Raw genomic sequence first — 26,976 nt, 5'->3', positions numbered from 1 at the left:
TGCCCAGGGGGTGAACCCCTCGCAGGCATCAGGTGGAGGAGGCGCTGTGAGCAGCGACCCGTGGGGCCGAGTCGACGAGACGGGCACCGTGTACGTGCGTACTTCCGAGGGCGAGCAGGTCGTCGGTTCGTGGCAGGCGGGCACCCCTGAGGAGGCCCTGGCCTATTTCGAGCGCAAGTACGAGGGCCTGGTGGTGGAGATCGGCCTCCTCGAAAAGCGGGTGCGGACCACTGATCTGTCCGCCAAGGACGCGCAGACGGCGATCGACCACCTGCGCACTCAGGTCGACGAGCACCACGCCGTGGGCGACCTCGGCGCCCTGCGCGTGCGGCTGGACAAGCTGGTCGAGACCGTGGAGTCGCGGCGCGAGGAGCGCAAGGCCCAGAAGGCGAAGCAGACGGACGAGGCCCGTGCGGCCAAGGACGCGCTGGTCGTCGAGGCCGAGCAGCTGGCGCAGAGCGACCAGTGGCGCAGCGCCGGCGAGCGGCTGCGCGCCCTGGTCGACATCTGGAAGGGGCTGCCGCGCCTGGACCGCAAGTCGGACGACGAGCTGTGGCACCGGTTCTCGCACGCCCGTTCCGCCTTCTCCAAGCGCCGCAAGGCGCACTTCGCCTCGCTGGACGCGCAGCGCGAGGATGCCCGCAAGGTCAAGGAGAAGCTGGTCGCGGAGGCCGAGTCGCTGTCGAAGTCGACCGACTGGGGTCCGACGGCCGCCCGCTACCGCGAGCTGATGGCGGACTGGAAGGCGGCGGGCCGGGCGCAGCGCGAGTCCGAGGACGACCTGTGGAACCGTTTCCGCGGTGCGCAGGACGTGTTCTTCGCGGCCCGCAGCGAGGTGTTCGCGGAGCGCGACGCCGAGCAGGTGGAGAACCTGAAGCTGAAGGAGGAGCTGGCCGAGGAGGCCGAGAAGCTCGTCCCGATCACGGACCTGAAGTCGGCCCGTGCCACGTTCCGCTCCCTCAACGAGCGCTGGGAGGCCATCGGCCACGTGCCGCGGGACGCCCGGCCGAAGGTCGAGGGCCGGATGCACGCGGTGGAGCGGGCGATCCAGGAGGCCGAGGAGGGCGAGTGGCGTCGTACGAACCCGGAGGCGCGGGCGCGTGCGGCCGGTCTGACGGGTCAGCTCCAGGCGGCGGTCGACAAGCTGCGTGAGCAGATCGACGCGGCGCGCGCCGCCGGCAACAACGCGAAGGCCGACAAGCTGGCCCGCGAGCTGGAGGGCCGCCAGGCCCTGCTGGACCAGGCGCTGAAGGGCCTGGAGGAGTTCGGCGGCTGAGCCGACGCCGCACCGATGTGCCGGGGCCCGGTGGTGATCCTTCACCGCCGGGCCCCGCCGCGTGCGTCACCGGCTGCGGGTTTCGCCCTCGCTGATGTCGAGGGCCCGTCCCAGTACCTCGCAGGCCTGGATGTGGTTCCCGGACTCCTGGAGCAGGCCGGCGAGGCGCCGGCAGACGAGGACGGCCTCCGGGCCGTACGCCTTGCGCAGCTGCTGGAACGCGGACTCGAGGACCGCGGTGGCCTCGGAGAGCTGACCGGTCTCGGTGAGCATCTCCGACAGTTCCAGCTGGACGGCGAAGAGGGCGGCGCCCTGCCCGTCGGGCGGCTGTTCCTGGAGGGCGAAGCGGAGCACGGGCAGTGCGTCCCTGGTGTTGCCCTCGCGGCGCAGCATCCGGGCGACGTTGAGCCCGGTCGCCACGGCGGCCGTCCGGACGTCGGCGTCGAGCACCGGACCGGCCGGGGCGTGGGCGCCGGCCCGGGCCTTGTTGCGGGCCAGCTGGAGCGCGCCGACGCCGTTCTCCTGGGACCTCTGGGGCAGGGGCCGGTTCTTGGCGCGCAGGCGTGACGTCAGCTCGCGGTAGAGCGTGTCGAGGTCCAGGAGCTCGGGTGCGCCCGGGACGCCCTGTCTCAGGATGTGCAGGAGTTCGGCGGTGAAGGCGGTGTGCGGCTCGCCGTCCGGGGCCAGGGCCACCCGGTCGCGGGGGGCGGCGGTCAGGACGTACGCGCCGTCGACCGCGGCCTGGTGGGCGATGGTGTCCGTGCCGCCCGACAGGGTGAGGGCGGCCCGGCCGCTGAAGCAGCAGTCGAGGACGATGACCTTGCGGCGGGCCCAGGCGGAGCGCAGGGCGGCGCGAAGGTGCCGGTAGGCGACGGCGGAGTAGCCGACGCCGTCGCGGGATCCGCCGAGGCCCAGGTAGAGGTCGTCGGAGTCGGGGTCCCGCATGCCGTGGCCGGAGTAGTAGACCAGCAGGGTGTCGGTGGCCTCGTCGGCGGCCTGGTGCACGGGGTCCAGCATCTCGGCGGGGCTCTGCGGGTCGGCGACGACGGTGCAGTGCTGGACGGGCAGCCCCCACACGGTGGCGTCGCACAGCTCGGTGGCCAGGTCGACGAGGTTGGTCTCCACGGCCGGCAGCTGTTCCAGGTGCAGGTAGGAGGCGGTACCGATGAGTACGGCGCGCGAGCGGCTCGGGTCAGCGAGCGCCGTCATCGACCCGGGCCTCCAGGATCTCGACGATCTTCCTGACGGCCTCGGGGTCGGCGGCGGTCCGGTCGTCGAGCAGGACCTCGACGCCGCCCCGGCGGAGGGTGACGGCCGCGGGGCGGCGCAGGGCGGCCCGCCACTGGAGGACGGATACGACGAGTGCGCTGACGGACAGGCCGCTGGAGACGGCGAACTGCACGAGGTCGAAGCCGCCGCCCATGCCGCCGGGAGCGGTCGGCCCTTCGGCCGCCCCCCTGCCCCGCACCGATCCGGCCAGTGTCTCGTCCGCGTGCACCCAGCCCAGCAGGGAGCGCAGGGCCGCTTCGTCGTCCCCGGTCTCCGCTACGCGTACGGCGATCTCAAGCACCGTTCGATTCCTTTCGTTGGTCCACCGCTTGGTTGACGCGTGCGAACACCTCGACGGCCGGGTGGCGGGCGCCGACCCGAGCGAGGCAGACTCCCTGCCAGTACTCGACGGTGAGCGTGGTCGAGTGGGTGGGTCCCAGCGAGGCGGTGCAGGCGGACGCGAGGACCGACAGCATCTGCGAGGCCTCTTCGATCCGGCCGCGCAGGACGAGGTTGACGGCCTCGCGCAGCCGTGACGCGGCCTTCTGCTCGTCCACTTCGCTCAGGACGGTGAGCCGGAATCCCCTGCTGAGCGTGACGGGGTTCGGGTGGCCGGGTACGAGCTGCGGGGCCGGGGCGTCTTCCTTCCACAGGTACTCGGGCACGTCCTGCGCGGCCTGCAGCACCCCGGGCGGGGCCGGGGCGGCGGCCGGGGGCTCCTCGAAGACGGCCCGGACCGCCTCGTCCCGGACCCGGGCCGCGACGTGGTCCGCCACCTTCTGCCGTCCGCCGTCGGCCAGGGCGCCGAGCCGGGCCACGACCTCGGCTGCCGAGGCCGGCCGGTCGGCGGGGTCGCGGGCGCAGAGGGAGTCGATGAGCTCGGTGAGCGCCGTGGGGTAGGACGGGTTGCGCCCGCGCAGGCGCGGGATGCCGGCGTCCACCGCCTGGTGGACGACCGCGCCGAGGTCCTCCCGGTCCCCCAGCGGCAGTTGGGCCGTGGCCAGGAAGTAGAGGCAGGCGCCCAGCGCGTACAGGTCCCCCGCCCGGGACGGCCTGCCGCCCTGCATGATCTCGGGTGCCATGTACTGCGGGGTCCCCACCCGGACCCCGGCGGCGGTGACCACCGCCTCGCCGACCAGCCGGGCGAGTCCGAAGTCGAGGATCACGGCGTCACCGGCCCGGGTGACCCCGACGTTGGAGGGCTTCAGATCGCGGTGCAGCACGCCCGCCGCGTGCACCGCTTCGAGGGCCTCGGCCATGCCGAGTCCGATCCAGGACGTCTCGGCCGCCGTCAGCGGGCCGGTGAGCTCCACCAGTTGGGCCAGGTTCATCCCGTCGAGGAGCTGCATGACGAGGTACGGGGTCCCCTTGTGCTCACCCGATTCGTGCAGGGTGATCACGCCCGGGTGGTGGAGCCGGGTCAGCGCCTCCGCCTCGCGGTGGAAGCGGACCCGCTCGTCGCTGTCGGCGTCGAAGGCGGCCGCCTCCGTGAGGAGCTTCAGCGCGACGCGCCGCCGCAGCTTGGTGTCCTCCGCCTCGTGCACCACGCCCACGCTGCCGCGGCCCAGTGGCCGCAGCAGCCGGTGGCGCTTCTCGACTAACTCGCCTTCACCCATGTCGCCGCCCCCTCGGCGGATCATCCTACGGCCTGCGTGCGGAGGTCACCCGGTAGACGTCGTAGACGCCCTCGACGCCCCGTACGGCCTTCAGGACGTGGCCCAGGTGCTTGGGGTCGCCCATCTCGAAGGTGAACCGGGAGGTGGCCACCCGGTCGCGGGAGGTCTGGACGGCCGCCGAGAGGATGTTGACGTGCTGGTCCGAGAGGACCCGGGTGACGTCCGACAGCAGCCGGGACCGGTCCAGCGCCTCGACCTGGATGGCGACGAGGAAGACCGAGGACTGGGTGGGCGCCCACTCGACCTCCAGCATCCGTTCGGGCTGCTGGGAGAGCGAGTCGACGTTGACGCAGTCCGCGCGGTGAACCGATACGCCACTGCCACGGGTGACGAAGCCGATGATCGGGTCGCCCGGCACCGGGGTGCAGCAGCGGGCCAGCTTGACCCACACGTCGTCGACGCCCTTGACGACGACGCCCGGGTCGGCGTTGCTGCGCCGCTTGCTGCGGGCGCGCGCCGGCGGGATCGACTCCTCGATGTCCTCGTTGGCCGCCTCCTCGCCGCCGAGGGCCGCCACCAGCTTCTGTACGACGCCCTGCGCGGCCACGTGGCCCTCGCCGATCGCCGCGTACAGGGAGGAGATGTCGGGGTAGCGCATCTCGTGCGCGAGGGTGACGAGCGAGTCACCGGTGAGGATGCGCTGGATGGGCAGGTTCTGCTTGCGCATGGCCCGCGCGAGGGCGTCCTTGCCGTGCTCGATGGCCTCGTCGCGGCGCTCCTTGGAGAACCAGCCGCGGATCTTGTTGCGGGCCCGCGGGGACTTGACGAAGCCCAGCCAGTCGCGGGACGGGCCCGCGCCCTCGGCCTTCGAGGTGAAGACCTCGACCAGGTCGCCGTTGTCGAGCGTGGACTCCAGCGGCACGAGCCTGCCGTTGACCCTGGCGCCTATGGTCCGGTGGCCGACCTCGGTGTGGACGGCGTACGCGAAGTCCACGGGGGTGGCACCGGCGGGCAGCGCGATGACGTCGCCCTTGGGGGTGAAGACGAAGACCTCGTTGCGGGAGAGGTCGAAGCGCAGCGAGTCGAGGAACTCGCCCGGGTCCTCGGTCTCCTTCTGCCAGTCCAGCAGCTGACGCAGCCAGGCCATGTCGTTGACCGTGTCCTGGCCGGCGCTGCCCTTGGCGGCCTGCGGGACGTCGGTACGGACCTTGGAGGTGCCGGCGACGGTCTGCTGCTTGTACTTCCAGTGCGCGGCGATGCCGTACTCGGCGCGGCGGTGCATGTCGAAGGTGCGGATCTGCAGTTCCACGGGCTTGCCGCTGGGCCCGATGACCGTCGTGTGCAACGACTGGTACATGTTGAACTTGGGCATCGCGATGTAGTCCTTGAACCGGCCGGGGACCGGGTTCCAGCGCGCGTGCACGGTGCCGAGGGCCGCGTAGCAGTCCCGGACGGTGTCGACGAGGACGCGGATGCCCACCAGGTCGTAGATCTCCGCGAAGTCGCGGCCGCGGACGATCATCTTCTGGTAGACGCTGTAGTAGTGCTTCGGCCGGCCCGTGACGGTGGCCTTGATCCGGGCGGCCCTGAGGTCGACCATCACCTCGTCGGTGACGACGGCGAGGTACTCGTCGCGCTTGGGCGCCCGCTCGGCGACCAGGCGGACGATCTCGTCGTACATCTTCGGGTAGAGGATCGCGAAGGAGAGGTCCTCCAGCTCCCACTTGATCGTGTTCATGCCCAGCCGGTGCGCCAGCGGGGCGTAGATCTCGATCGTCTCGCGGGCCTTCTTCTCCTGCTTCTCCCGCTTGAGGTAGCGCATGGTGCGCATGTTGTGCAGCCGGTCGGCGAGCTTGATGACGAGGACGCGCGGGTCCTTGGCCATCGCCACGACCATCTTGCGGACCGTCTCGGCCTGGGCGGCCTCGCCGAACTTCACCCGGTCCAGCTTGGTGACGCCGTCGACGAGGAGGGCCACGGCGTCGCCGAAGTCGCGGCGCAGGTCCTCCAGGCCGTACTCGGTGTCCTCGACGGTGTCGTGCAGCAGTCCGGCCATCAAGGTGGCCGGGTCCATGCCGAGCTCGGCGAGGATGGTCGTCACCGCGAGCGGGTGGGTGATGTACGGGTCGCCGCTCTTGCGCTTCTGGCCGCGGTGCCAGCGCTCGGCGACCTGGTAGGCCTGTTCGAGCTGGCGCAGCGTCGACGTCTCGATCTTCGGGTCGTTGCTGCGGACTATGCGGAGCAGGGGCTCCAGCACCGGGTTGTACGGGTTCGAGCGCTGCACGCCGAGCCGGGCGAGACGGGCGCGCACCCGGTTCGAGGAGCCGGCCGACTTCGCGGACGCGGGCTTGACCGGCGGGGCCGGCGGGGGCGTAGCGGGAACCGCCGTGGCCGGCTCGGCCTTCGGGTCGGGCTGCGCGGCGGAGATTGGCTGGACCTCGTCTGGCAAGAGCGCTCCTCTGGGGGTCCCCCCGGACTAAGTGTGGGGGAGGATCCGGTGCCCGTGTCCGGTCCGGACAACCCATGGTAGCGAGCGTTGCGCCACCCCGTTCCCCGAGCCCGCGCCTCGAACGCTCGGGCGGCCGCGCTTCCGGGGCACGGGGGGCCGGCCCCGGCAGCGGGGCCGCACACGGAAGCGGCGGGCACCCGGAGTAACCGGATGCCCGCCGCTTCGGCACAGCAGGGTCAGACCACGATCAGCGCGTCCAACGGAGCCCCGTCCAGCGCCGGGGCCAGCTTGGCCCGGCCCGGGAGGAACGACAGTTCCATCAGGACCGCCACGCCAGCGACCTCGGCCCCGGCCCGCCGGATCAGCGAGAGCGAGGCCTCGGCGGTACCACCGGTGGCCAGCACGTCGTCGATGACCATGACCCGGTCACCCGCCGCCAGGTCCTCCGCGTGGACCTCGATCTCCGCGGTGCCGTACTCCAGCGAGTACGACTGCGCGAGCGTCGCACCCGGCAGCTTTCCGGCCTTGCGCACCGGCACGAAGCCGATACCGGCCTGCACGGCCACCGGGGCCGCCAGGATGAACCCCCGCGCCTCCAGTCCGACGATCTTCGTCGCCCCGTACCGTCCGGCCAGCTCCACCAGCGCGTCCGTCAGGGCCGCGAAGGCCTTCGGGTCGGCCAGCAGCGGGGTGATGTCCTTGAACATCACGCCCGGCTCGGGGTAGTCCGGGACGTCCTTGATCCGTGCGAGCAGCAGGGCCCGTACGTCCTCGGACAGCGGCGCGCTCAACGCCGCCGCCCCGGCCGGCCCTGCGCCACGATCTGCGGCTCGTCCTCGGACGCGTAGTCGTCGTCCGGGGACTCGCCCTTGGCCGCCGCGGCCGCCCGCTTCGCGAGCACCCGCTTCTTCAGGGCCTTCATCGCCGGCTCGCGCTCCTTGAGGTCCACGACCAGCGGGGTCGCGATGAAGATCGAGGAGTACGCACCGGCCGCGAGGCCGACGAACAGCGACAGCGAGATGTCGTTCAGCATGCCGGCGCCCAGGAAGCCGCCGCCGATGAACAGCAGCGCGGCGACCGGGAGGAGCGCGACGACCGTGGTGTTGATCGAGCGGACCAGGGTGCCGTTGATGCTGCGGTTGGCGACCTCGCTGTACGTCCAGCGGGTCTGCTTGGTGATGTCCTTCGAACCCTCCTTGAGACCGTCGAAGACGACGACGGTGTCGTAGAGGGAGTAACCGAGGATCGTCAGCAGACCGATGACCGTGCCCGGCGTGACCTCGAAGCCGACGAGCGCGTACACGCCGACGGTGATGGTGAGGTCGTGGATCAGGGCGATCAGCGCGGCGACCGCCATCCGCCACTCGAAGGCGATGGCCAGGTAGATCACCACGAGGACCATGAAGACGCCCAGGCCGGTCCAGGCCTTGTTCGCGATCTGCTCGCCCCAGCTGGGACCGACCAGGTCGGCGTTGATGTCGGCCTCGGTGACCTTGAGGTCGGTGGCGAGGACCTTCTTGACGTCCGTCGCGGCGTCGGTGTCCAGACCGGAGATCTGGATCCGCAGGCCGCCGGTGCCGAGCTCCTGGACGATCGCGTCGTGGCCCGAGGCCTTCTCCGCGGCTTCCGTCGCCTTGGCCACGGAGACGGTCGTCTTCGGGGTGGTGAAGACGGCACCGCCCTTGAACTCGATGCCCATGTTGAGACCCTGAACCGCCAGGGCCACGATCGCCGTGATGGTGATCAGGATGGAAACGCCGTACCAGAGAAAACGCTTGCCGACGAAGTCGTAGCCGACCTCACCGCGGTACAGCTTGGCGCCGAGATCTCCCAGCTTCGACATCTCTCACGCCTCCTTTGCTTCGACGGGGGCGGGGGCGGAACCGGTACGGCGGGACCGGCGCAGCGGGGGCTTGGCACCCAGCCGCTTCGGGTCCAGCCCGGACCACGGGTGACCGCTGGCGAAGAACTTCGTGCGCGCCAGCAGCGTCATGACGGGCTTGGTGAAGAGGAACACCACGACCACGTCGAGCAGGGTCGTCAGACCCAGGGTGAAGGCGAAGCCCTGCACCTTGCCGACGGTCACGATGAACAGCACCGCGGCGGCGAGGAACGACACGAAGTCGGAGACCAGGATCGTGCGCCGGGCGCGCGGCCAGGCCCGCTCGACGGCCGGACGCAGGGTGCGGCCCTCGCGGATCTCGTCGCGGATGCGCTCGAAGTACACGATGAACGAGTCCGCCGTGATGCCGATCGCCACGATCGCACCACAGACGGCGGGCAGGTTCAGCGCGAAGCCGATGCCCTTTCCGAGCAGCGCCATGATCGTGTAGGTCAGGATCGCGGAGACCAGGAGGCTCAGGATGGCGACGAACGCCAGGCCCCGGTAGTACACCAGCAGGTAGATCACCACGAGCAGCAGACCGATGGCACCGGCGATCAGGCCGGCCCGCAGCTGCTCGCCGCCGAGCGCGGCGGTGACGGTGGTGACGCTGTCCTCGCTGAAGGAGAGCGGCAGGGCGCCGTACGAGAGCATGTTGCCCAGGTCCTGCGCGGACTGCTGGGTGAAGCCACCCGAGATCTGGGCGTTGCCGCCCATGATCGCCTGGCTGACGGAGGGGTCGGAGACCACGTCGCCGTCGAGCACGATGGCGAACTGGTTCTGCGGCATCTGCTTGGCCGCCAGCTCGCCGGTGACCTTCGCGAAGGCGTCGGAACCGCGGTCGTTGAAGTCCATCGTGACGATCCACTGACCCGACTGCGGGTCGATGACGCCCTTGGCGCTCTTCACGTCCTTGCCCTCGACGGCGGCCGGGCCCAGGACCCACTTGCCCCAGGCCCCGCCGCGCTGACCGCAGGCGAGCGTCGGGTCCGTGGGCTTGGCGCCCTTGATGGCGGCGCGCTGCTTCTCGTCCGTGCAGTCGAGCGCGGCGAACTTGGCCTGCAGGTCGGCGGCGGCCGCGTCGTCACCCGTCGCGGGAGCGGACGCGGACGGCGACGGAGCCTTGGTGTCGTCTGCCTTCTTCGACTCGCTCGCCGAGGGCGAGGGAGTGGCGGTGGCTGCCGGGGCCTTGAGGGCCTCGCTGAGCGCACGGCCCTGGGAAGTGGCGCTGGACGACGGGGTGGCGGAGGGGCTGGCCTTCTTGCCGTCCTCGGCCTTGGGGGCACCGGAGCCGCTCGCGGAGGGGCTCGGGCTCTGGGTGCCCTCGGGCGCGGCGGGGGTGCCGTCCGCGAACGCGATGACCGGGCGGAAGTAGAGCTGGGCGGTCGTGCCGACCTGCTCGCGCGCCTGCTGCTCGTTCGTCCCCTTGGGGATGTTCACGATGATGTGGTCGCGGCCCTGGGTCTGGACCTCCGCCTCGGACACGCCGAGACCGTTGACGCGGCGGTCGATGATGCCGACCGCCGTGTTCATGTTGGTCTCGTTGATGGCGTTCTCTTTGCCGGGCTCGCTCTTGGCCTTGAGCGTGATGCTCGTGCCGCCGGCGAGGTCGATGCCCAGCCGGGGAGTCGTCTGCTTGGAGATGAACATCCCCGCGGTGAGCGCCACCATCGCGATCAGGATGATCGCCAGGGCACGCCCCGGCCTCCCCTGAGCCCCCGTGGGCCGCCGGCCCTTCTTCGGTGCTGCCACCTTGTCGTTTCTCCCTGTCCAACCGCCCCGCGCCGGGTCAGCGCGCGGACGGCCACGAAATGTGTGGTGGGGACCCCTGCCCCCCGCAGAAGTGTCACTGACGGGGACCGCGACGGCCGCCGGTCCGGCGCCTCCACGGTCCCCGGCCGCGCGCTACTTCGCGCCGGCCTCGCCGTCGGTCTTGCCGTCCTTGGGCTCTTCGTCGCCCTCGGGCCCGTCCTTCTTGCCCAGGTCGAGCTTGGGAGCCTCGTCCTCGCCCTTGTCCTTGGTGAGGTCCGTCTTCGGCTCCTCGGTGAGGGAGGAGGCGTCGTCCGGGACGGCCGGCGTGTCGGTCGTCACGTCATCGCTGATGCCGTGGACGATGCGGTTGTACTCCGCGTCCTCGAGAACGGCGCCGATGGCGTTCTTCGCGAAGATCGCGTGGACGCCGGGGGCCACCTCGAGGGTGACCGTGTCGTCACCGATCTCCTTCACCGTGGCGTACATGCCGCCGATGGTGCGGACCCCGGTGCCGGGCGTCATGTGGTCGCGCATCTGCGCGGCTGCCTGCTGCTTCTTCTTCGCGGAGCGGGTCATCAGGAACATCGCCCCGATGAGCACGATGAACGGGAGGAGTGTCACGAGATTCACGGGACGGAGATCCTTCGCACGACCGCACGCGGACGGCGGCCTTTTCTACGGGGGGTGGGCACACCGACCCGAAGGGTCGGCATCGGCGGAGTCTAGGCGAGTCCGCACCGATGGAACAACGCCCAGCATGGCACCGCAGTTCCTGAGGGGGCGAACCTCCGCGCCGTCAGGCCCCGAACAAGCCCTGTTGTCCGCTTGATCCACTCCCACCGTGCTGCGGCGGGACGAGCCCCAGGTGAGCCCATGCGGCGGGCGTCGCGACCCGCCCCCGGGGGGTGCGCGCGAGCAGGCCCTCACGGACCAGGAAGGGCTCCGCGACCTCTTCCACGGTCTCCCGCTCCTCGCCCACGGCCACGGCGAGGGTGGACAGCCCGACGGGGCCACCGCCGAACAGTTTCAGCAGCGCCTCCAGGACGGCCCGGTCCAGCCGGTCGAGGCCGCGCGCGTCCACCTCGTACACCTGGAGGGCGGTACCGGCCACCTCGCGGTTGATCACACCGTCCGCCCGGACCTGGGCGTAGTCGCGGACGCGGCGCAGCAGGCGGTTCGCGATGCGCGGGGTGCCGCGGGAGCGCCCGGCGATCTCGGCGGCGCCGTCGGTGTCGATCTCCACGTCGAGGAGGCGGGCGGAGCGGTGGATGACGCGCTCCAGCTCCTCGGGGGCGTAGAACTCCATGTGCCCGGTGAACCCGAAGCGGTCCCGCAGCGGCGGCGGCAGCAGTCCGGCCCGGGTGGTGGCCCCGACCAGGGTGAAGGGCGGCAGCTCCAGCGGGATCGCGGTGGCCCCGGGACCCTTGCCGACGATCACGTCGACGCGGAAGTCCTCCATGGCCATGTAGAGCATCTCCTCGGCGGGCCGGGACATGCGGTGGATCTCGTCGAGGAAGAGGACCTCGCCCTCCTGGAGGGAGGACAGGATGGCGGCGAGGTCGCCGGCGTGCTGGATGGCGGGGCCGGAGGTGATGCGGATGGGTGCGCCCATCTCGGCCGCGATGATCATCGACAGCGTGGTCTTGCCGAGGCCGGGCGCGCCGGAGAGCAGGACGTGATCGGCGGTGGCCCCGCGCTGCCTGGCCGCCTTCAGGACGAGGTCCAGCTGCTGGCGGACCTTCTCCTGGCCGACGAACTCCCCGAGGTCCTTGGGCCGCAGCGCCGCCTCCACGGCGGTGTCCTCCCCGTCGGCCGAGGCCGCGACGATTCGCTCGCTCTCGTCTGCGTTGGTCTCGTCGTCCCAGTTCACGGTGTCAGTCTGCCTTCTCGGTTCGTACGGGTGGTCGAGCCCTGCGGGTGCGTTTCCCGGGCGCTGCCCGGCCCCGCGCCTCAAACGCCGGCGGGGCTGAATTGCCGTGCGGGCAATCCGCCCCCCTGGCCCAAATCCAGTCGCCTGGCCAAACCCAGCCCCTCCGGCGTTTGAGGAGGGGGGTCCCCCGGACGGAGTCTGGGGGAGGGTCCGGGGCGGAGCCCCGGTCTTTGGGCCCCGGCGGCGCGCGGCTAGCGGGCTCGGTTCAGGGACTGCAGGGCGGCTCGCAGGAGCTGCGGGACCGGGGCCGAACCGCCGGCGGCAATGGCGGCCTCGGCCTGCGGCGTCACCGCCGATACGGCCTCCTCCGCTTCGCGCGACGCGTAGCCCAGCCCGATCAGCGCGGCGGACAGCTGTTCCGTCCACGGGGCGGGCCCCGTGGCCACGGCCCGCTGCGCCCCCACCAGCCCGCTCGCGCCCAGCGGAGCGCCCAGCTTGCCCTTCAGCTCCAGCAGCAGCTTCTGCGCACCCTTCTTGCCGATGCCGGGCACCGCCACCAGCGCCTTCTCGTCCCCCGTGGAGACGGCCAGCCGCAGCGCGTCCGGACTGTGCACCCCGAGCATCGCCTGCGCCAGCCTCGGCCCGACCCCGCTCGCGCCCTGCAGGAGCTCGAAGACCTGCCGCTCGTCGTCGTCGGCGAATCCGTACAGGGTGAGCGAGTCCTCCCGTACGACCAGGGAGGTGGCCAGCCGGGCCTGCTCCCCGATCCGCAGGCCGGCGATGGTGTTCGGCGTGCACTGCACGGCCATGCCCACTCCCCCGACCTCGATCACGGCAAGGGTGGGGGCGAGCGCGGCGACCGCGCCGCTGACGAAGGCGATCATCGGGTACGGCCTTTCGAGCCAGAGGCGTGCAGGGCGACCGCCTGCTGGAGGCGGTTCTGGGCGGGGGCCCGCCAGATGTGGCAGATGGCGAGGGCGAGGGCGTCGGCGGCGTCCGCCGGTTTGGGTGGTTCGGCCAGCCGCAGCAGCCGGGTGACCATCGCGCCGACCTGGGCCTTGTCGGCCCGGCCGCTGCCGGTGACGGCGGCCTTGACCTCGCTCGGCGTGTGCAGGGCGACCGGTATCCCGCGGCGCGCGGCGCACAGCATCGCGACGGCGCTCGCCTGGGCGGTCCCCATCACGGTGCTGACGTTGTGCTGGCTGAACACCCGCTCCACGGCGACGACTTCGGGCCGGTGGGTGTCGAGCCATTCCTCGATGCCCTGCTCGATGGCGACGAGCCGGTTGCCCAACTCCGCGTCCGCGGGGGTGCGTACGACCCCCACCCCGAGCATGGTCAGGGGGCGGCCGGCGACACCTTCGACGACGCCGACACCACATCGCGTCAGCCCCGGGTCCACGCCCAGTACGCGCACCCCGCACCCCCTCTTTCGATCACCCGTCCGTGTCGGTGCAGGCTATCGGGTGCCACTGACAAAGCGGCGGGCCGACAGGTGTGTCCTGTCGGCCCGCCGAAAACAGCAACCATCGATTGAGCAACCCCGACGGCGAGCAACCACCTCCGCGAGAGCGGCGGCGGTTCAGCCGCAAAGAGGGGTCAGGCGTCGACCTTCTCCATGACCTCGTCCGAGACGTCGAAGTTGGCGAAGACGTTCTGCACGTCGTCGCTGTCCTCCAGCGCGTCGATCAGCTTGAAGATCTTGCGCGCGCCCTCTTCGTCCAGCTCGACCTGCATGGTCGGCAGGAAATTGGAGTCGGCCGAGTCGTAGTCGATGCCCGCCTCCTGGAGCGCGGTGCGGACCGCGACCATGTCGGTGGCCTCGCTGATGATCTCGAAGCTCTCGCCGAGGTCGTTGACCTCTTCGGCACCGGCCTCGAGCACCGTCTCCAGGACGTCGTCCTCGGAGAGCTCGCCCTTGGGCAGGAGGACGACACCCTTGCGGTTGAACAGGTACGAGACCGAGCCCGGGTCGGCCATCGAGCCGCCGTTGCGGGTCATGGCGACGCGGACGTCGGAGGCGGCGCGGTTGCGGTTGTCAGTGAGGCACTCGATGAGCACCGCGACGCCGTTCGGGCCGTAGCCCTCGTACATGATCGTCTCGTAGTCGGCGCCGCCGGCCTCGAGGCCGCCGCCGCGCTTGACCGCGGAGTCGATGTTCTTGTTCGGTACCGAGCTCTTCTTGGCCTTCTGGATGGCGTCGAAGAGGGTCGGGTTGCCGTCGATGTCGGCACCGCCCATACGGGCCGCGACCTCGATGTTCTTGATCAGCTTCGCGAAGAGCTTGCCGCGCTTGGCGTCAACCACGGCCTTCTTGTGCTTCGTCGTAGCCCATTTAGAGTGGCCGGACATCTGCCTGTCTCCTTCGCGTCACCAACAATGTTCGCCTCAGATCCTACCGGGACGCCGTTACAGCCCCGCGCGCACCATGTCGACGAAGTACGCGTGAACTCGGTCGTCTCCGGTCAGCTCGGGGTGGAACGAGGTCGCGAGGACGTTGCCCTGGCGGACGGCGACCGTGTGGCCGTCGTACGTGGCGAGCACCTCGGCGGCGCCGCCGACGGACTCGACCCAGGGGGCGCGGATGAAGACGCCCTCCACCGGGCCGCCCTCGATGCCAGCGAAGTCGATCTTCGCCTCGAAGGACTCGTTCTGGCGGCCGAAGGCGTTGCGGCGGACGATCATGTCGATGCCGCCCAGGGTCTCCTGGTCCTCACGGCCGTCCAGGAGCTTGTCGGCCAGCATGATCATGCCGGCGCAGGTGCCGTACACGGGCATGCCGGCGGCCACGCGCTCGCGCAGCGGCTCCAGCATGCCGAACAGCACGGCCAGCTTAGACATGGTCGTGGACTCGCCGCCGGGGATCACCAGGGCGTCGATCTCGGCGAGCTCCTCGGGACGCCGGACCGGCCTGGCCACGGCGTCCGCCGCGGCCAGGGCGATCAGGTGCTCCCGTACGTCGCCCTGGAGAGCCAGGACACCGATCACGGGGGTGCTCATATGACTACCAGCCGCGGTTGGCGTAGCGCTCGGACTCGGGGAGGGTGTCGCAGTTGATGCCGACCATGGCCTCGCCCAGGTTGCGGGAGGCGTCCGCGATGATCTTCGGGTCGTCGTAGAAGGTGGTGGCCTTCACGATGGCGGCGGCACGCTTGGCCGGGTCGCCCGACTTGAAGATGCCGGAGCCGACGAAGACGCCCTCGGCACCGAGCTGGCGCATCAGCGCGGCGTCGGCGGGGGTGGCGACGCCACCGGCGGAGAACAGCACGACGGGGAGCTTGCCGAGCTCGGCGACCTCCTTGACCAGCTCGTACGGGGCGCGCAGGTCCTTGGCGGCGGCGAACAGCTCGTTGTTGTCGTAGCCGCGCAGGCGGGCGATCTCGTTCTTGATCTGGCGCAGGTGACGGACGGCCTCGACGACGTTGCCGGTGCCGGCCTCGCCCTTCGAGCGGATCATGGCCGCGCCCTCGGCGATGCGGCGCAGGGCCTCGCCCAGGTTGGTGGCACCGCAGACGAAGGGGGTGGTGAACGCCCACTTGTCGGAGTGGTTGACCTCGTCGGCCGGGGTCAGGACCTCGGACTCGTCGATGTAGTCGACGCCGAGGGACTGCAGGACCTGGGCCTCGACGAAGTGGCCGATGCGGGACTTGGCCATGACCGGGATGGAGACGGCCTCGATGATCTCTTCGATCATGTTGGGGTCGGACATGCGGGCGACCCCGCCGTCCTTGCGGATGTCGGCCGGGACCCGCTCGAGGGCCATGACGGCGACGGCGCCCGCGTCCTCGGCGATCTTCGCCTGCTCGGCGTTGACCACGTCCATGATCACGCCGCCCTTCAGCTGCTCGGCCATGCCGCGCTTGACGCGCGAGGTGCCGATCGCCGACTCGGCGGACTGGGGGGAGGTGGGAAGCGTGCTCACGGATTGACCTCACTCGAAGGGAACTCGAAAGGAAGACGGGACTACCTGGCCGAGGAAACCCCACGGGCCAGTCCACTACAAGGGCCAATGTGGAGCCTGTGGCTCCTTCATTTGTCCCTCACGGCCCTAGGTGGGCCGATCGGCAAGATCCACTGGCGGCTCGTCGTCCATTTCGAAGGCCAGCGGGAACGGGGCGTGCCCGGCCAGTCTGAACCAGCGGACCTTGCGATGGCGGCGCAGCGCGCGGGCGGCCCGAACGGCGTCGTTGTGGAAGCGGCGGGCCATGGGCACCCGGCGGACGGCCGCCGCCAGCTCCTCGGTGGCCTGCGCCCCGCCGGGCGCCGCCTTGAGCACCTCGACCTGGTCGGCGTCGGCGAAGACCGCCCGCAGCGCCTGGCTGAGCTCGCTCTCGGCGACCTCCCGGTGCTCCTCCTCGGCCTGCCGGGCGGCGTGCGCGGCCTCGTACAGCACCAGCGAGGAGGCGGGGTCCAGCACCCCGGAGGTGGCCACCTCCAGCACCACGGAGGCCCGCCGGACGAGCTGCGCGTCGAGCGCGGCCCGCGCGGCGTCCATCCGCGAGTGCAGCCGGTCCAGCCGGCCGGCGGTCCAGCTGAGATAGACCCCGATGACTCCGAGAGCCAGGGCGATCCAGACAAGGGTTTCGATCACGCTGCGCGACCTTACCGCTCCCCGGGGCCCCGGCCCCCATCGCCCCTGGCGGGCGGCGGGACCTCAGCGCCGGGGGTGAGCCCTCAGGAGGAGGAGGGGTCCTTCGAGAAGCCCAGGCGGGTGCGGAGGCTGGTGCTGCGGTCGTCCTCGGCCACCGCGGCCGCGCCGTCCGTGACCGTTTCGTAGACCGCCAGGATGTCCGCGCCGACCGTGGACCAGTCGAAGCGGCGGACGTGCGCCGAGCCGCTGGCGCTGAGCTTCGCGCGGCGGGCCGGGTCGCGCAGGAGGGCGATCGCCGCCGTCGCCAGGGCGTCGGCGTTCTCGTTGGCGAAGAGGTCACCGGCCCCGCCCTGGTCCAGGACCTGTGCGAAGGCGTCCAGGTCCGAGGCGAGGACCGCGGCGCCCGCCGACAGGGCCTCGACCAGGATGATGCCGAAGCTCTCGCCGCCCGTGTTCGGGGCGACGTACACGTCGACGCTGCGCAGCAGCCGTGCCTTGTCCTCGTCCGAGACCATGCCGAGGAATTCGACCCGCGGGCGGAGCTCCGCGGGCAGGGAGGCCACCGCCTCCTCCTCGTCGCCGCGGCCCGCGACCAGCAGCCGTACGTCCGGACACGCTTCCACGATCTTCGGGAAGGCGGCCATCAGCACCGGCAGGCCCTTGCGCGGCTCGTCGATCCGGCCGATGAAGCCGAGGGTCTGCCCGGACCAGTCGGGGTTCGGGTCGGCCTTGGCGAAGAAGTCCACGTCGACGCCGTTGGGGATGACGACCGCGTCGCCGCCGAGGTGCTCGACCAGCGTGCGCCGCGCGTACTCGCTCACCGCGATCCGCGCGCTGATCTTCTCCAGGGCCGGCTGGAGGATCGGGTACGCCGCGATCATGGCGCGCGAGCGCGGGTTCGAGGTGTGGAAGGTGGCCACGATCGGGCCCTGCGCCGCCCAGCAGGACAGCAGCCCCAGCGAGGGCGAGGCCGGCTCGTGGATGTGGATCACGTCGAAGGTGCCGTCGTGCAGCCAGCGCCGGACCCGCGCGGCGGAGAGGAACCCGAAGTTCAGGCGGGCCACCGAGCCGTTGTACGGCACCGGCACCGCCCGCCCGGCCGAGACCACGTAGGGCGGCAGCGGGGTCTCGTCGTCCGCCGGGGCCAGGACCGACACCTCGTGGCCGAGACGGATCAGGTGCTCGGCCAGATCCCGGATGTGGAACTGGACGCCACCCGGCACGTCCCACGAGTACGGGCACACGATGCCGATCTTCACTACGCGCGCTCCTCCAGGTCGTCCAGCCACAGTCGCTGCAGCATGTGCCAGTCCTCCGGGTGCTCGGCGATCCCCCAGGCGAAGGCGTCCGCCACCGCCTGCGTCATGACGGCGGTCTTCTCGATCCGCGTGCCGCTCTTCGGCACCTCCACCTCGGGGTGGATCCGGCCGTACATCTTCGGCGTGTCGCCGTAGTGCAGGGTGGCCGGGAGCAGGACCGCACCGGTCTGCTGGGCCAGCAGCGCCGGCCCGGCCGGCATCCGGGCCGTGGAGCCGAAGAAGTCGACCTCGACCCCGGAGGCCGACAGGTCCCGGTCCGCGACCAGGCAGACCAGGCCGCCGGAGCGCAGCCGGCGGGCGAGCGTGCCGAAGGCGGCGCCGCCGCTGTGCGGCAGGACCTCCATGCCCAGGCTCTCCCGGTAGGCCACGAAGCGGTCGTAGAGGCTCTCGGGCTTGAGCCGCTCGGCGACCGTGGTGAACGGCACCCCGATGTGGCCGATGGCCCAGGCCCCGGCGAGGTCCCAGTTCGCGAGGTGCGGCAGCGCGACGACGACGCCGCGCCCGGAGGCGAGGGCGTCGCGCAGGAGGTGCTCGTCCTTGAACTCGACGTCCGTGCTGAAACGCTCCGGGTTCATGGTCGGCAGCCGGAAGGACTCCATCCAGTACCGCATGTACGAGCGCATGCCCGCCTGGGACAGCTCGCGCAGCCGCTCCGGACCGGCATCGGGCACCACCCGGGCCAGGTTCGACTCCAGCCGGAGCACGCTCTTGCCGCGCCGCTTCCACGCGAAGTCCGCGATCCGCCGCCCCAGGGCCACCGCGGCCGGTTCGGGCAGCTTCTTGACCCCGGCCCAGCCGAGCCCGTACAGCCCGCTGACCAGCTTGTCCTGTGCGCTGCCCATCAGGCCGCGCCGCCGTCGGCAGCGGCGGCCTCGGCGTCGGCCTCGGCCGATTCGCGGCGTACGGTGACCACCCGCTGGATCAGCGTGACGAGCGAGCCCACGGCCACGATCCACAGCGCGATCGGCAGCAGCACCCCGATCCAGGACGGCACCCCGAAGATCTGCAGCCCCGACAGACCGGCCGCGACCAGCGAGATCACCAGGCGCTCGGCCCGTTCGATGAGCCCGTTGACGGCCACCGGCAGCCCGATCGACTCGCCGCGCGCCTTGGTGTAGGACACCACCTGGCCGCTGGCCAGGCAGAAGATCGCCACCGCGCAGAGCACGTTGTCGTTCCCGGATCCCGCGTACCAGAGCGCGAGACCGCCGAAGATCGCCGCGTCCGCCACCCGGTCGAGGGTGGAGTCGAGGAAGGCTCCCCAGCGGCTGGAGATCCCGGCCTGGCGGGCCATGTTCCCGTCCACCAGGTCGGAGAAGACGAAGAGGGTGATGGTGATCGTGCCCCAGAAGAACTCGCCCCGGGGGAAGAAGAACAGCGCTCCCGCCACCACTCCGGCCGTGCCGATCAGGGTGACCGCGTCCGGGCTCACCCCCCGCCGGAGCAGAAAAGCGGCGAATGGCGTGAGAACACGCGTGAAGAATGCACGCGCGTACTTGTTCAGCATGGCCTTCCCGGAGGGTCGCTGGGCCGCACGGCCACCACGGCCACCGGCTGGCCCATCGTAGCCAGCGCGCCGCCGCCCGGACGCCGCGCACCCACCGGTTCGTGCCGCGTAAGACGTACTTCACGTCACGGACGGCCTCCGGTGCGCCCCGGGTACGTGCCCGGTACGACGTATGGACGCGGTGTGACACCAGTGCAAAGCTCGAAGAACCCCGTGTTCCTCATCCGAGGAGCCGCGCAAGGAATCGATCAAGGAACCCACCCTCCTCACCGTCACCACCGGGAGGTACGAGCACCATGGGAGCCACATCACACCAAGCCGGAGCCGCCGGCAGGGCACTGACGGCCGACCGCCCCTCCTCCATCCGGAACGTCGTGCTGGTCGGCCACAGCGGATCGGGCAAGACCACGCTGGTCGAAGCCCTCGCCCTGACCGCCGGAGCGGTCAACCGGGCGGGCCGCGTCGAGGACGGCGCCACCGTCTCCGACTACGACGAGATCGAGCACCGCCGACAACGCTCCGTCCAGCTCTCCCTCGTCCCCGTCGAATGGGGCGGGATCAAGATCAACATTTTGGACACCCCCGGATACGCCGACTTCGTCGGGGAACTCAGGGCCGGTCTGCGCGCCGCGGACGCGGCCCTTTTCGTCGTCTCGGCCTCGGACGGCATCGACGGGGCCACCCGCATGGTCTGGGACGAGTGCGAGGCCGTCGGCATGCCCCGCGCCATCGTCGTGACCCACCTGGAGGCCGCCCGCTCCGACTACGCGCAGATGACCACCGTCTGCGGCGAGATCTTCGGCGCCGAGGACCCCGACGCGGTCATCCCCCTTTACCTCCCCCTGCACGGCCCCGCCGGACCCGACGGCCACTCCCCCGTGACCGGCCTCCTCGGCCTGCTCTCCCAGCGCGTCTACGAGTACTCCTCCGGCGAGCGCGTGGAGCGCGACCCGGACCCCACGGAGCTCGCGCTCATCGCCGACGCCCGCTCCCGCCTCATCGAGGGGATCATCGCGGAGAGCGAGGACGAGAGCCTCATGGACCGCTACCTCGGCGGCGAGGACATCGACGTCAAGACCCTCGTGGACGACCTGGAGCGGGCCGTCGCCCGCGGCACCTTCCACCCCGTCCTGATGGCCGCGCCCGCCGCCGACGGCGCCCGCCAGGGGCTCGGCACGGTGGAACTCCTCGAACTGGTCACCGGCGGCTTCCCCACCCCGCTGGAACGCGCCGCCGTCACCGTCACCCGGCCCGACGGCTCCGCCCGTCCCGAGGTCACCTGCGATCCCGCCGGCCCCCTCGTCGCCGAGGTCGTCAAGACCTCCTCCGACCCCTACGTCGGCCGCGTCTCCCTCGTCCGCGTCTTCTCCGGCACCCTGAACCCCGAGGAGACCGTCCACGTCAGCGGGCACGGGCTCGCCGACCGCGGCCACGAAGACCATGACGTCGACGAGCGGATCGGCACCCTCACCGCCCCCTTCGGCAAACAGCAGCGCGCCCTCACCCGGTGCATCGCAGGCGACCTGGCCTGCGTGGCCAAACTCACCCGCGCGGAGACCGGCGACACCCTCTCCGCCAAGGAGGACCCGCTCCTCATGGAGCCCTGGAGCATGCCCGACCCGCTGCTCCCCCTCGCCATCGAGGCCCACAGCAAGGCCGACGAGGACAAGCTCTCCCAGGGCCTGGCCCGGCTCGTCGCCGAGGACCCCACCATGCGCCTGGAGCAGAACCCGCACACCCACCAGGTCGTCCTGTGGTGCCTCGGCGAGGCGCACCAGGACGTGGCCCTGGAGCGGCTGCGCACCCGCTACGGCGTCCAGGTCGACGCCGTCCCGCACAAGGTGAGCCTGCGCGAGACCTTCGGCGTCAAGGCCGCCGGCCGCGGCCGGCACGTCAAACAGTCCGGCGGTCACGGCCAGTTCGCCATCTGCGAGATCGAGGTGGAGCCGCTCCCCGCGGGCAGCGGCATCGAGTTCGTCGACAAGGTGGTCGGCGGCTCCGTGCCCCGCCAGTTCATCCCGTCCGTGGAGAAGGGAGTGCGCGGCCAGGCCGCCCGCGGGGTCGCGGCCGGCTATCCGCTGGTCGACGTCCGCATCACGCTCCTCGACGGCAAGGCCCACTCGGTGGACTCCTCCGACGCCGCCTTCCAGACGGCCGGCGCCCTCGCACTGCGCGAGGCCGCCGCCGAGGCCCGCATCGACCTGCTCGAACCGGTCGCCGAGCTCGCCGTCCTCATCCCCGACGAGTACGTCGGCCCGGTCATGAGCGACCTCGCGGGCCGCCGCGGCCGCGTCGTCGGCACCGACCAGGCCGGCCCGGGGCGCACCCGGGTCCGCGCCGAGATCCCCGAGATCGAGATCGGTCGCTACGCCGTGGAGCTGCGCTCGGTCTCGCACGGCACGGGCCGCTTCGCCCGGGCCTACGCCCGCCATGAGCCCATGCCACCCCAGATCGCGGAAAAGGTGCGCGAACAGGCTGAGAAGGGAAGCTAGTTGACATAGCGTCGGGAAGGCCGCCCACCCAACCAGCTTGCGGTGGGCGGCATTTCCCTGTCCCATGACCATGGGGCGAGATCCGCCGATAGGCTCGTCGGCGCGCCAAAAGAGCACGAACGCACAGCGATGGGGGCAGCGGTGGCGGACGACGGATTCGACTTCAGGCCCGGAGCGCAGATTCCTCTCCAGGGTGGCGGTGGGCAGACGGCTGCGACCAACGCCCTCGCCTCGGCCGCGTACCGCGACGGCGGCAAGGACACCAAGCTGGACGCCATACTCGGGGCCAACAGCGAGCTCCACCCGGCCACGGTCAAGCCCCCGAAGATCTCCCTCTTCGAGCCCAGCCTCGGCGAGGCCTTCTGCCGGGCCGTCGAGGCCCGCACCCTCGGCTCGGGCCGCAAGCCGCTGATCCAGTCCTTCGGCGCCGATCCGCAGACGGTGGTGGAGCACTGCCTGGCCGCCTCCCGCATCCGCAAGGAGCGCGACCGCAGGCTCCGGCTGATCACGCTGGTGTGCGGTGTGCTGTTCCTGCCCGGCCTGCTGCTCTGGCTGGGCATGTTCCAGCTGCGCAAGAGCCTGTCCGGCAAGGAGGGCAAGCGCGCCTCCTGGATCGCCACGGCGGTCATGGTCGGCATCGGCATCGTGGCCGCCGTCCTGATGTTCCGGCTGCCGCTCACCGGCTTCCTCGGACTCTACGCACGCGCCATGATCATCGCCCCGGCCCTGGGCTGGCTGCTGGCCCGCCGGACCTGCGAGGCCACCGCCAGGGACCTGCGGGCCCGCTGGGACGGACTGCTCTCCGGCGACGGGATCGGCGCCAAGATCCCCGAGGCCGTGCCGGGCAACCCCGACGAGAAGGCGCGCGAGGACCTGCGCCACCAGCTCGCCAAGCTCACCGCCGAGGACCGCAGCAACCAGGTCTTCTACGCGGGCCCCAAGGGCATCCTCGGCATGGGCACCCGGTGGGGCAGCTGGCAGATGGCCGAGGAGCTCGCCCCCAAGAGCGAGGGGATGGAGATCCACCCCTTCCGCAGCTGGGACGTCATACGCGGGATCGACGCCCAGCTCCGCAAGCTGGAGCGGGGCCCCCTGCACACCGGCGGCTTCCCGCCCGCCGCGATCCAGCACTGGATCGTCACCCCGGTCGGCGAGGGCGCGGGCGAGGTCGCCCGCCCCACCGGCGAGAACGTCGACGCCTTCCTCATCAAGCCGCACGAGATCACCCGGATCTGCAACGAGCAGCAGTTCAACGCCGGGAACCGGCACTACCTGGGCATCCAGTACCCGCTCTGGGACGGCCAGCTGGTCATCAACATGCTGGTCACGGTCACCGTGCTCTACAAGACCCTGCGCGTGGACGTCACCGCGCACGCCCTGGGCCCCGTACACGGCCTGTTCACCACGAAGTCCAAGGCCCCGGTGGTGGAGGTGCCCAAGAGCATCCGCTTCTGGGAGACCGTGGAGCGCCCGCTGCCGCTGGTGGACGTCCAGGAAGTGGTACGGCTGGCCGTGCGGGCCCCGCTGACCTGGTACCCGCCGATCCTGGACTTCTTCGGCGGCAAGCTGGTCCTGCCGGAGCCCTTCGGCCTGCGGCACGTCTGGGCGAGCTCGATGTGGCGCCACCGCTTCATGGCCGACGACGCCCTGCGCACGGTGGCTCCGGTCCTGCGGTCGATCCACGCCGCGACCTTCAAGGTGCTGGAGGAGAACGGCGTCGACACCGACCGCTTCACCAACCGCTCCTCGATCATGAGCGGCCTCATCCAGGAGCCGGCGCCGCGCAAGGCCGACGTCTACGACGCGTGAACCGGCGCGTGGGTAGGCTGGAGGCGCGGACAGGGGCAGGGGGCGGGGCGCCCCACGATCCGGAGGAGCGGCCGTGACCGAGCGCAAACCGCCTGGCGTCAGCTTCGAGTCCTTCGTGGACCGGCAGATCCGGCAGGCCGCCGAGCGGGGCGAATTCGAGAACCTGCCCGGCTACGGCAAGCCGCTGGCCTCCCTCGACGCGCCGTACGACGAGCTGTGGTGGATCAAGGGCAAGCTGCACCGCGAGGGGTTCGCCGTCCTGCCTCCGGCGCTCGCGCTGCGCAAGGAGGCGGAGGACGCCCGGGAGGCCGCCCTCGCGGCCCGCACCGAGCGCCAGGTGCGGGACGTCCTCACCGCGGTCAACGAGAAGATCCGCGCCGCCCTGCTCAGGCCCCCGTCGGGACCGCCCCTGGGCCTGACCGAATTCGACGTCGAGGCCGTACTGGAGACGTGGCGCGAGAGCCGCGGGAACCGACCGGCCGGCTGATCAGTCGACGGGCCAGGCGTCGGCGAGCATCTGGCGGGTGTCCGCGAGCAGTTGCGGCAGCACCTTGGTGTGGCCGACGACCGGCATGAAGTTCGTGTCCCCGCCCCAGCGGGGCACGATGTGCTGGTGCAGGTGCGCGGCGATGCCGGCCCCGGCGGCGGCGCCCTGGTTCATGCCGATGTTGAACCCGTGCGCACCCGAGGCCTTGCGCAGCGCGATCATCGCCCGCTTGGTGAGGTCCGCGAGTTCGGCCGTCTCCAGGGCGTCGAGCTCGGTGTAGTCGGCGACGTGCCGGTACGGGACGACCATCAGGTGGCCGCCGTTGTACGGGTAGAGGTTCAGCACGGCGTAGACGTGCCTGCCGCGGGCCACGACCAGGCCGTCCTGGTCGGACATCTCCGGAATTCCGCAGAAGGGACAGCCGTCCCCGGCCTCCGGGCCGGTCGGCTTGTTCTCCCCCTGGATGTAGGCCATCCGGTGGGGCGTCCACAGACGCTGGAACGCGTCCTGCGTGCCCACACCGATCTGCTGCTCCGGCTCAATCGTCATGGCGGCAAGCATATGACCTTGCCTTCGGGTACGAGGAAGGCCCCCGGGAAGTGATCACTTCCCGGGGGCCTTCCTCGTACGGATCGGTATGCGGATCAGACCTGGACGCGGTCCGCGACGACCTTGGCCAGCTTGGCCAGGGCCTCGTCCTTGGCGATGCCGTTCTCCTGCGAACCGTCGCGGTAGCGGAAGGAGACGGTGCCCGCGGCCATGTCCTCGTCACCGACGATGATCATGAAGGGGACCTTGAGCTTCTGGTGGTTGCGGATCTTCTTCTGCATGCGGTCGGAGGAGGCGTCCACCTCGACCCGCAGACCCTGCTTCTTCGCCGCCGCGGCGAACTCCTGCAGGTACTCGACGTGCCCGTCGCCGATCGGGATGCCGACCGCCTGGACCGGGGCCAGCCACGGCGGCATGGCGCCCGCGTAGTGCTCCAGCAGCACGGCGAAGAACCGCTCGATCGAACCGAACAGCGCGCGGTGGATCATGACCGGGCGCTGGCGGGAGCCGTCCGGCGCGGTGTACTCCAGGTTGAAGCGCTCCGGCAGGTTGAAGTCCAGCTGCACGGTCGACATCTGCCAGGTGCGGCCGATGGCGTCGCGCGCCTGCACGGAGATCTTCGGCCCGTAGAAGGCCGCGCCGCCCGGGTCGGGGGTCAGCGGGAGGCCCTGCTTCTCGGCGACCTGCTGGAGGACCGCGGTGGCCTCCTCCCAGACCTCGTCCGAGCCGACGAACTTCTCCGGGTCCTTGGTCGACAGCTCCAGGTAGAAGTCGGTCAGACCGTAGTCGCGGAGCAGGTTCAGCACGAAGGTGAGCGTGCGGTCGAGCTCCTCCGCCATCTGCTCGCGGGTGCAGTAGATGTGCGCGTCGTCCTGGGTGAAGCCGCGGGCCCGGGTCAGGCCGTGGACCACGCCGGACTTCTCGTACCGGTACACGGTGCCGAACTCGAACAGGCGCAGCGGGAGCTCACGGTACGAGCGGCCGCGCGCGTCGAAGATCAGGTTGTGCATCGGGCAGTTCATGGGCTTGAGGTAGTAGTCGGTACCACCGTCGAGCTGCATGGGGGGGTACATGCCCTCCGCGTACCAGTCCAGGTGCCCGCTCTTCTCGAAGAGGGCGCCCTTGGTGGCGTGCGGGGAGTAGACGAACTCGTAGCCCTCCTCCTCGTGCCGGCGGCGCGAGTAGTCCTCCATGGTCCGGCGGATGATGCCGCCGCGGGGGTGGAAGACGGCGAGGCCGGAGCCGATCTCGTCCGGGATGGAGAAGAGGTCCAGCTCGTTGCCGAGCTTGCGGTGGTCGCGCTTCTCGGCCTCGGCGAGGAAGTCGAGGTGGGCCTTCAGCTCCTCCTTCGACGGCCACGCGGTGCCGTAGATGCGCTGGAGCATCGGGTTCTTCTCGCTGCCGCGCCAGTAGGCGGCGGCGTTGCGCATGAGCTTGAAGGCCGGGATGTTGCGGGTGGTGGGCAGGTGGGGACCGCGGCAGAGGTCCTTCCAGCACAGCTCGCCGGTCTTCGCGTCGAGGTTGTCGTAGATGGTCAGCTCGCCGCCGCCCACCTCGACGTTCGCGCCGTCGTCGGTCGACGCGGAGCCCTTGATGCCGATGAGCTCCAGCTTGTACGGCTCGTCGGCGAGCTCCTCGCGGGCCGCCTCGTCGGTGACCACGCGGCGGGAGAATCGCTGGCCGCGCTTCTGGATCTCCTGCATCTTCTTCTCGACGGCCTTCAGGTCCTCCGGGGTGAAGGGCCGGGCCACGTCGAAGTCGTAGTAGAAACCGTCCCGGACCGGCGGGCCGATGCCCAGCTTGGCCTCGGGGAAGAGCTCCTGCACGGCCTGCGCCATGACGTGCGCGGTCGAGTGGCGCAGGATGTTCAGGCCGTCCTCGGAGGAGATCTCCACCGGCTCGACGGTCTCGCCGTCCTGCACCTCGTACGCGAGGTCCTTCAGCTCACCCGCGATGCGCGCGGCGACGATGGTGCGCTCGCCGGCGAAGAGCTCGGCCGCCGTAGTGCCCGTGGCCACCACGCGCTCGTCCCGCTCGGAATCGCGTTGGATGATCACACGGACGTCTGACACCGGTCTCTCCTGAACTCTGGGGGTGCGCGAGCGAAC

Annotated in this window: 24 protein-coding genes; 4 read left to right on the top strand and 20 right to left on the bottom strand. The window is 71.0% G+C overall.

Annotation, left to right across the window (positions count from 1 at the left end; genetic code table 11):
• Nucleotides 1-46 precede the first annotated feature (46 nt).
• Nucleotides 47-1,276, top strand: a complete 1,230-nt coding sequence (locus AB0D29_RS28025; RefSeq protein ID WP_362858017.1) for a DUF349 domain-containing protein — start codon at nucleotides 47-49, stop codon at nucleotides 1,274-1,276.
• A 66-nt stretch (nucleotides 1,277-1,342) separates the two neighbouring features.
• On the opposite strand, the gene AB0D29_RS28020 is transcribed toward AB0D29_RS28025, so the two are convergent.
• From AB0D29_RS28020 to pgsA, 18 genes are all read right to left on the bottom strand, one after another.
• Nucleotides 1,343-2,485: a caspase family protein gene (locus AB0D29_RS28020; protein WP_362858016.1), complete on the bottom strand. Its 1,143-nt coding sequence runs from the start codon at nucleotides 2,483-2,485 to the stop codon at nucleotides 1,343-1,345.
• Nucleotides 2,469-2,846 carry a hypothetical protein gene (locus tag AB0D29_RS28015; RefSeq protein ID WP_362858014.1) on the bottom strand — a complete coding sequence of 126 codons (378 nt, stop codon included), beginning with the start codon at nucleotides 2,844-2,846 and terminating at the stop codon, nucleotides 2,469-2,471. Before AB0D29_RS28015 ends, AB0D29_RS28020 begins: the two co-directional genes overlap by 17 nt.
• Nucleotides 2,839-4,161: a serine/threonine-protein kinase gene (locus tag AB0D29_RS28010; RefSeq protein WP_362858013.1), complete on the bottom strand. Its 1,323-nt coding sequence runs from the start codon at nucleotides 4,159-4,161 to the stop codon at nucleotides 2,839-2,841. Before AB0D29_RS28010 ends, AB0D29_RS28015 begins: the two co-directional genes overlap by 8 nt.
• 25 nt (nucleotides 4,162-4,186) lie before the next feature.
• Nucleotides 4,187-6,610: a bifunctional (p)ppGpp synthetase/guanosine-3',5'-bis(diphosphate) 3'-pyrophosphohydrolase gene (locus AB0D29_RS28005; RefSeq protein WP_362858011.1), complete on the bottom strand. Its 2,424-nt coding sequence runs from the start codon at nucleotides 6,608-6,610 to the stop codon at nucleotides 4,187-4,189.
• Between the two features lie 236 nt (nucleotides 6,611-6,846).
• Nucleotides 6,847-7,389 (bottom strand): adenine phosphoribosyltransferase, encoded by a 543-nt coding sequence (locus tag AB0D29_RS28000; protein ID WP_362858050.1) that lies wholly within the window; start codon nucleotides 7,387-7,389, stop codon nucleotides 6,847-6,849.
• 8 nt (nucleotides 7,390-7,397) lie between these two features.
• A complete protein-coding gene (secF, locus tag AB0D29_RS27995) occupies nucleotides 7,398-8,453 on the bottom strand; it encodes a protein translocase subunit SecF (RefSeq protein ID WP_362858010.1) in 1,056 nt (351 codons plus the stop codon).
• Between the two features lie 3 nt (nucleotides 8,454-8,456).
• Nucleotides 8,457-10,244, bottom strand: coding sequence for a protein translocase subunit SecD (secD, locus tag AB0D29_RS27990; RefSeq protein ID WP_362858009.1), 1,788 nt, complete (start codon nucleotides 10,242-10,244; stop codon nucleotides 8,457-8,459).
• Nucleotides 10,245-10,397: 153 nt separating this feature from the next.
• Nucleotides 10,398-10,874, bottom strand: a complete 477-nt coding sequence (gene yajC, locus AB0D29_RS27985; protein ID WP_362858008.1) for a preprotein translocase subunit YajC — start codon at nucleotides 10,872-10,874, stop codon at nucleotides 10,398-10,400.
• Between the two features lie 166 nt (nucleotides 10,875-11,040).
• Nucleotides 11,041-12,114 carry a Holliday junction branch migration DNA helicase RuvB gene (gene ruvB, locus AB0D29_RS27980; protein ID WP_362858006.1) on the bottom strand — a complete coding sequence of 358 codons (1,074 nt, stop codon included), beginning with the start codon at nucleotides 12,112-12,114 and terminating at the stop codon, nucleotides 11,041-11,043.
• Nucleotides 12,115-12,365: 251 nt separating this feature from the next.
• On the bottom strand, nucleotides 12,366-12,998 hold the full coding sequence (gene ruvA, locus AB0D29_RS27975; protein WP_362858003.1) for a Holliday junction branch migration protein RuvA: 633 nt from the start codon (nucleotides 12,996-12,998) through the stop codon (nucleotides 12,366-12,368).
• Nucleotides 12,995-13,531: a crossover junction endodeoxyribonuclease RuvC gene (gene ruvC, locus AB0D29_RS27970; RefSeq protein ID WP_362858001.1), complete on the bottom strand. Its 537-nt coding sequence runs from the start codon at nucleotides 13,529-13,531 to the stop codon at nucleotides 12,995-12,997. The genes ruvA and ruvC overlap by 4 nt, the downstream gene beginning before the upstream one ends.
• A gap of 182 nt (nucleotides 13,532-13,713) precedes the next feature.
• Complete coding sequence (locus tag AB0D29_RS27965) at nucleotides 13,714-14,466, bottom strand: YebC/PmpR family DNA-binding transcriptional regulator (RefSeq protein WP_008740481.1); 753 nt, start codon at nucleotides 14,464-14,466, stop codon at nucleotides 13,714-13,716.
• Nucleotides 14,467-14,523: 57 nt separating this feature from the next.
• Nucleotides 14,524-15,114, bottom strand: coding sequence for a pyridoxal 5'-phosphate synthase glutaminase subunit PdxT (pdxT, locus tag AB0D29_RS27960; RefSeq protein ID WP_362803182.1), 591 nt, complete (start codon nucleotides 15,112-15,114; stop codon nucleotides 14,524-14,526).
• Between the two features lie 4 nt (nucleotides 15,115-15,118).
• Nucleotides 15,119-16,036: a pyridoxal 5'-phosphate synthase lyase subunit PdxS gene (gene pdxS / locus AB0D29_RS27955; RefSeq protein WP_362857999.1), complete on the bottom strand. Its 918-nt coding sequence runs from the start codon at nucleotides 16,034-16,036 to the stop codon at nucleotides 15,119-15,121.
• 126 nt (nucleotides 16,037-16,162) lie between these two features.
• Nucleotides 16,163-16,705, bottom strand: coding sequence for a hypothetical protein (locus AB0D29_RS27950; RefSeq protein ID WP_362803185.1), 543 nt, complete (start codon nucleotides 16,703-16,705; stop codon nucleotides 16,163-16,165).
• Nucleotides 16,706-16,788: 83 nt separating this feature from the next.
• Nucleotides 16,789-17,964 (bottom strand): glycosyltransferase family 4 protein, encoded by a 1,176-nt coding sequence (locus AB0D29_RS27945; RefSeq protein WP_362857997.1) that lies wholly within the window; start codon nucleotides 17,962-17,964, stop codon nucleotides 16,789-16,791.
• The gene (locus AB0D29_RS27940; protein ID WP_362857996.1) at nucleotides 17,964-18,866 is read right to left on the bottom strand and encodes a phosphatidylinositol mannoside acyltransferase; all 903 of its coding nucleotides are present in this window, start codon (nucleotides 18,864-18,866) and stop codon (nucleotides 17,964-17,966) included. Before AB0D29_RS27940 ends, AB0D29_RS27945 begins: the two co-directional genes overlap by 1 nt.
• Complete coding sequence (pgsA, locus tag AB0D29_RS27935) at nucleotides 18,866-19,531, bottom strand: phosphatidylinositol phosphate synthase (protein WP_351591357.1); 666 nt, start codon at nucleotides 19,529-19,531, stop codon at nucleotides 18,866-18,868. Before pgsA ends, AB0D29_RS27940 begins: the two co-directional genes overlap by 1 nt.
• A gap of 296 nt (nucleotides 19,532-19,827) precedes the next feature.
• Between pgsA and AB0D29_RS27930 the strand changes: the two genes are divergently transcribed.
• From AB0D29_RS27930 to AB0D29_RS27920, 3 genes are all read left to right on the top strand, one after another.
• Nucleotides 19,828-22,023 (top strand): elongation factor G-like protein EF-G2, encoded by a 2,196-nt coding sequence (locus AB0D29_RS27930; RefSeq protein WP_362857994.1) that lies wholly within the window; start codon nucleotides 19,828-19,830, stop codon nucleotides 22,021-22,023.
• 141 nt (nucleotides 22,024-22,164) lie between these two features.
• The gene (locus AB0D29_RS27925) at nucleotides 22,165-23,832 is read left to right on the top strand and encodes a hypothetical protein (RefSeq protein WP_362857993.1); all 1,668 of its coding nucleotides are present in this window, start codon (nucleotides 22,165-22,167) and stop codon (nucleotides 23,830-23,832) included.
• A 73-nt stretch (nucleotides 23,833-23,905) separates the two neighbouring features.
• A complete protein-coding gene (locus AB0D29_RS27920; protein ID WP_362857991.1) occupies nucleotides 23,906-24,319 on the top strand; it encodes a DUF1992 domain-containing protein in 414 nt (137 codons plus the stop codon).
• On the opposite strand, the gene AB0D29_RS27915 is transcribed toward AB0D29_RS27920, so the two are convergent.
• The gene (locus AB0D29_RS27915; protein WP_362857990.1) at nucleotides 24,320-24,880 is read right to left on the bottom strand and encodes an HIT domain-containing protein; all 561 of its coding nucleotides are present in this window, start codon (nucleotides 24,878-24,880) and stop codon (nucleotides 24,320-24,322) included.
• Between the two features lie 83 nt (nucleotides 24,881-24,963).
• Nucleotides 24,964-26,940: a threonine--tRNA ligase gene (thrS, locus tag AB0D29_RS27910; RefSeq protein ID WP_362857988.1), complete on the bottom strand. Its 1,977-nt coding sequence runs from the start codon at nucleotides 26,938-26,940 to the stop codon at nucleotides 24,964-24,966.
• Between the last annotated feature and the right edge of the window lie 36 nt (nucleotides 26,941-26,976).

It is taken from the genome of Streptomyces sp. NPDC048424 (genome assembly GCF_040651555.1).
In the GTDB taxonomy this organism is placed as follows: Bacteria; Actinomycetota; Actinomycetes; order Streptomycetales; family Streptomycetaceae; genus Streptomyces.
Note: the sequence above shows the minus strand (reverse complement) of the source record. Positions and strands in the feature narration are given on the sequence as shown.